At 65.1% G+C, this 4,438-nt stretch carries 4 protein-coding genes and 2 pseudogenes; all 6 read left to right on the top strand.

What is annotated here, in order from left to right; translation table 11 throughout:
- A partial coding sequence (locus ACFC3J_RS22200; RefSeq protein WP_375198112.1) for a YdbH domain-containing protein occupies positions 1-2,442 on the top strand: 2,442 nt, incomplete at its 5' end.
- Complete coding sequence (locus ACFC3J_RS22195) at positions 2,439-2,627, top strand: YnbE family lipoprotein (RefSeq protein ID WP_192666616.1); 189 nt, start codon at positions 2,439-2,441, stop codon at positions 2,625-2,627. The genes ACFC3J_RS22200 and ACFC3J_RS22195, both read left to right, overlap by 4 nt.
- The gene (locus tag ACFC3J_RS22190) at positions 2,624-3,025 is read left to right on the top strand and encodes a YdbL family protein (protein ID WP_375198111.1); all 402 of its coding nucleotides are present in this window, start codon (positions 2,624-2,626) and stop codon (positions 3,023-3,025) included. Before ACFC3J_RS22195 ends, ACFC3J_RS22190 begins: the two co-directional genes overlap by 4 nt.
- Positions 3,026-3,204: 179 nt before the next feature.
- Positions 3,205-3,528 (top strand): AtpZ/AtpI family protein, encoded by a 324-nt coding sequence (locus ACFC3J_RS22185; RefSeq protein ID WP_375198110.1) that lies wholly within the window; start codon positions 3,205-3,207, stop codon positions 3,526-3,528.
- 48 nt (positions 3,529-3,576) lie between these two features.
- A pseudogene (locus tag ACFC3J_RS22180) lies at positions 3,577-4,311 on the top strand (F0F1 ATP synthase subunit A); the annotation flags it as partial.
- A pseudogene (locus tag ACFC3J_RS22175) lies at positions 4,291-4,438 on the top strand (efflux RND transporter permease subunit); the annotation flags it as partial. The pseudogenes ACFC3J_RS22180 and ACFC3J_RS22175, both read left to right, overlap by 21 nt.

Raw genomic sequence — 4,438 nt, 5'->3', positions numbered from 1 at the left:
GGTTCAGCGTCCCGGCCGACCCGTCTTGCGCTTGCCGCGTCCTGCCTGCCGCTTCTGCTCGGCGGGGTCTTCGTAGGAGCCGGCGCCGGCGCGGTGGCGGGCGCCTCAGCGATTCAGGGCGCCTGGATGATCGGCAAGGACGCGATGCGGATGCAGGGGCGGCTGACGGCCCGGCAATTGCGTCTTGCGGGACGCGATCCCTTGGCCGGCCTGCGCGAATCGGCGGCGGGAACCCCGGTGGGTCCGCTCGCGGTGAGGTTCGTGGATGCTGTGCGCCGCGCAGGTGAAGATAACAGGTTTCAGACTGATCTTGTCATTGCGCAACGCGGCGGGGGCGGCAGCCTGGTTATGACCGGCACGCAGTTCTCAGCCCGCAGCGGGGCGCGGGCAGCGATTCCGGGCAGCGGGCGCATCACCATTGGCTGGCCCGGGAAGCGACAGGCAGCCATGGATTGGGCGCTGGATGGCGCCGTGACAACCGAAGGCGGCGGCTTGCCCAAGGCGGCGTTGCGGCTCGCGCGGCGGCCCGGCGGCGGCTTTGGCGGACAGTTGTTCCTTGATCCCTATGCTGCGGGCGACGCGAAGCTGTCGCTGGAACCGGTGCGCTTCGTCGCCGGGCCGAATGGCGACACGCGCTTTTCGACCGAAATCCGGCTTGACGGGCCGCTGCCGGGCGGAAGGTTGCGCGGGCTGACCGCCCCGGTGGAGGGCCAGCTCAGCGCCGCCGGCACGCTGGCCATCAATCCTCGTTGCGTACCCGTGTCGCTGATCGAGGCGCGTTACGGCAGTTTCTCGGTAGGACGGACCCGCCAGACATTGTGCCCGATTGAGGGCGCGCTGTTCGCGGCAGGCCCGGCTGGCGTGCGAGGGGGCGCGGAAATCCGTAAGCTCGCGCTCGTCGGAAAGAGCGGCGACAGCCCCATGCGGCTGACCGCCGACAGCGCGCGAATCGCGCTGGGCCGGGATGGCTTTGCGCTCCGCCATGCCGATCTGGCGATCGGGCCGGAGGATTCGCCCGTCCGCCTGACGGCGGAGGCTCTGGACGGCAAGGCGACTGCGCAGGGGCTGGGCGGGCGCCTCTCCGGCACGGGCGGTCGGATCGGCAGCGTGCCGCTGATCGTGGAAGACGGCGCGGGAGACTGGAGTTTCGCGGCGGGCGCGCTGAAGCTCGCCGCCGGGCTGACGGTGCGCGATGCTCAGGTGCCGGGACGGTTCGAGCCGTTGAATGTTCCCGATTTCGCGCTGACGCTGAAGGATGGCCGGATAGCGGCGACCGGAACGCTGCGGGCGCCGCGCAATGACGTGCTGGTGGCGCGTGCCGTGATCGCCCATGATCTGGGGAGCGGTCGGGGCAAGGCTGAGCTGGCAGTGCAGGGACTGGCCTTCGGTTCCAGGCTTCAGCCCGAAGACGTGACCCGGCTGGCGCTGGGCGTCGTCGCCAATGTGAATGCGATCGTCAGCGGGGAAGGCCATATTCGCTGGAACGATTCGCAGGTGACCAGCGATGGGATTTTCCGAACGGACAATGCGAGTCTCGCGGCAGCGTTCGGCCCGGTGGAAGGGCTGTCGGGCGAATTGCGTTTCACGGATCTGCTCGGTCTGGTCAGTGCGCCGGGCCAGGAGGCGCGAATCAGGTCGGTCAATCCCGGCGTCGAGGTGCGCGACGGCGTGGTGCGCTACCGCCTTGAAGCGGGGCAGAAGGTACGGATCGAAGGCGGCGGCTGGCCCTTCTCGGGTGGCCAGCTGGTGCTGCTGCCGACCACCATGGATTTCAGCGCCGACGTCGATCGTTATATGACTTTCCGCGTCGTCGGGCTGGATGCCGGTGCGTTCATCCAGGCGATGGACCTCAAGAATATCTCCGCAACCGGGACGTTCGACGGCATCATGCCGCTGATTTTCAACGCCCAGGGCGGGCGGGTCGCGGGTGGTGTGCTGACGGCGCGACAGCAGGGCATGCCGGCGCTTATGATGCCGGAAGGCGTGTTGCCGGTGATCCCCTGCGATCCGACGCGTCAGTCGGGTACGCTCTCCTATGTCGGGCCGGTGTCGAACGAGCAGCTGGGCGCGATGGGGCGGTTGGCCTTCGACGCGCTGAAGAATCTCCAATATAAATGTCTGACCATATTGATGGACGGCGCGCTCGACGGCGAAATGGTCACCAACGTCGTCTTCAACGGCGTCAATCGCGGCCAGATCGGCGGCGCTCCGGCGGGGCTGGCGCGCAATTTCACGGGCCTGCCCTTCATCTTCAACGTACGGATCGCGGCGCCCTTCCGCGGGTTGCTGGGCACGGCGCAGTCTTTCATCGATCCCTCTACGCTCATACAAAACAGCATTGGCGACCAGATGCAGGAAAAGATGCGGCAGAAGATGGGCGATCAGGGGATTGCAGTTCAGCCTGCGGCAAGCGACACTGTGCCAAACAGGGAGCAGAAATGAAGAAGCGAACGATCATGACGGCGGGTTTCGCCGGTTTGGCTCTGGGGGGATGCATCCAGGTGAAGGCGCCTGACAAGCCGATCGAAATCAACCTCAACGTCAAGGTGCAGCAGGAAGTGGTCGTCCGCCTGCAACGCGATGCGAAGGACCTTATTCAGAATAACCCGGAGTTGTTCCCGCAATGACACGCAAGTTTTTGATGATCGCCGCTACCGCTGCGGTCGCGCTCGCGACCGGGCTGGTCATGACCTCTCCTGCGAGGGCGCAGTCCGGCGCTGTTGCCGCCGCCATGAGCGCCGGGACGGTCGGCGAGCAGGCCGACGGCTATCTTGGCATCGCCGGGACGGTGAGCGATGCGGTCCGGTCGGAAGTCGAATCGATCAACATCAAGCGTCGCGCCGCCTATACGGACCTGGCGGGCAAGCGCGGCGTGACGGTGCAGGACGTCGCCGCCTCCATCGGCTGCCAGACGCTCAGCAACCGCGTGAAGCAGGGGCAGGTCTACCGGATCGGCGCTGGACCTTGGCAGACCAAGGGCGCCGGGCCGATCGCGCTGCCGGGCTATTGCGCGACGGCGGGCTGATCGACCTTCCCATTAGTGGACTTTCGACCCAGCTTCGTTGGGTTGGGAAATTTCTCCTGCCCGACGACGGTTGACACTCCTGAAAGCCCTTTCTAAACGGGCCGCGCCTTGACGGGTGCAGCCGTTAGCGCCATGCCGCCTGACGTTAGGTTCTAAAGCCTTAACGGAAGGGATGCGGAATGGCAGCGGATGCACCGGGGCAGGACCCGGCGGGGGAAGATGCGCGGATCGCCTCTTTGGAGGAGCGGATCGCGCAGGCCGAACACGCCGAACAGGTCAGACAGGGGACCAAGGAGCAACAGGCGGACGATGGGTCGCGCCTCGGCAACAGGGTTCTCGCGGAGCTGATCGGGGGTCTTGTCGGCGGTGCCTTGATCGGCTGGGTTTTGGACCGGCTGCTTGGGACATCCCCCTGGCTCCTGCTCGCTTTCCTCGGTCTTGGGATCGTGGCGGCTTTCAGGAACATCATCAGATTGACGACGGCGAAGCGTCCCGATCAATAGGGACGCTTTTGTCATAGTCCGAAGGCTTAGACGTAACAGGGGTCCAGAGTGGCACAATCCGGCAAAATCGATCCGATGCACCAGTTTGCCATCGAACCTTTGTTCGGTACGGATCATCTGTCGCTGGGCGGTTTCAACATCGCCTTCACCAACAGCGCGCTCTATATGGTGGCCGCCGCTGTGGTGCTGTGGATATTCGTCGTCGGCGGCATGAAGCGGGAACTGGTCCCCGGCCGCTGGCAGATGGCGGTTGAGTATATGACCGGCTTCATCAAGAGCCTGCTGATCGCCAATGTGGGTGAGGGCGGCAAGAAGTATATTCCCTACGTCTTCTCGCTGTTCATGTTCATCCTGCTGGCGAACCTGCTGGGTCTGTTGCCGCTGGGCCTGTTCGGCCTGCACCCCTTCACATTCACCAGCCACTTCACCGCGACCGGCGTGCTCGCGGTCATGAGCTTCTCGATCGTGCTGGCGGTGGGCTTCTACAAACATGGTTTCCACTTCTTCTCGCTATTCGTGCCGCATGGCACGCCTGCGCTGATGGTGGTGCCCCTCTTCTTCATCGAACTCGTCTCCTTCATGGTGCGTCCGTTCAGCCTTGGTCTGCGACTGTTCGTCGCGATGACCGCTGGCCACGTGCTGCTGAAGGTGCTTGCCGGGTTCGTCATCAACAGCGCGAATGCCAGCCCTGCGCTCGGCCTGACCGTCGGCGCCGCCAGCTTCATTCTGATGATCGGCATCAGCGCGCTGGAAGTTCTGGTCGCCGTGATCCAGGCCTATGTCCAGGGTCGCGACCTGGTCGGCTTCGTCAAGGAAGCCCAGGCCAATGTCGCGCGCGAGGTTCCGCTGCCGCCAGGCTACCGTATCGCCTGGGGCGGACAGTTCGAGAACCAGAAACGCGCCGCCGCAC

It is taken from the genome of Sphingobium sp. (assembly GCF_041987595.1).
Classification (GTDB): Bacteria; Pseudomonadota; Alphaproteobacteria; order Sphingomonadales; family Sphingomonadaceae; genus Sphingobium.
Note: the sequence above shows the minus strand (reverse complement) of the source record. Positions and strands in the feature narration are given on the sequence as shown.

What these genes read in the sequence shown, in the direction of transcription:
- ACFC3J_RS22190 (WP_375198111.1), top strand. Translation starts at nt 2,624, where the DNA reads ATGACACGCAAGTTTTTGATGATCGCCGCTACCGCTGCGGTCGCGCTC.
- ACFC3J_RS22195 (WP_192666616.1), top strand. Translation starts at nt 2,439, where the DNA reads ATGAAGAAGCGAACGATCATGACGGCGGGTTTCGCCGGTTTGGCTCTG.
- ACFC3J_RS22185 (WP_375198110.1), top strand. Translation starts at nt 3,205, where the DNA reads ATGGCAGCGGATGCACCGGGGCAGGACCCGGCGGGGGAAGATGCGCGG.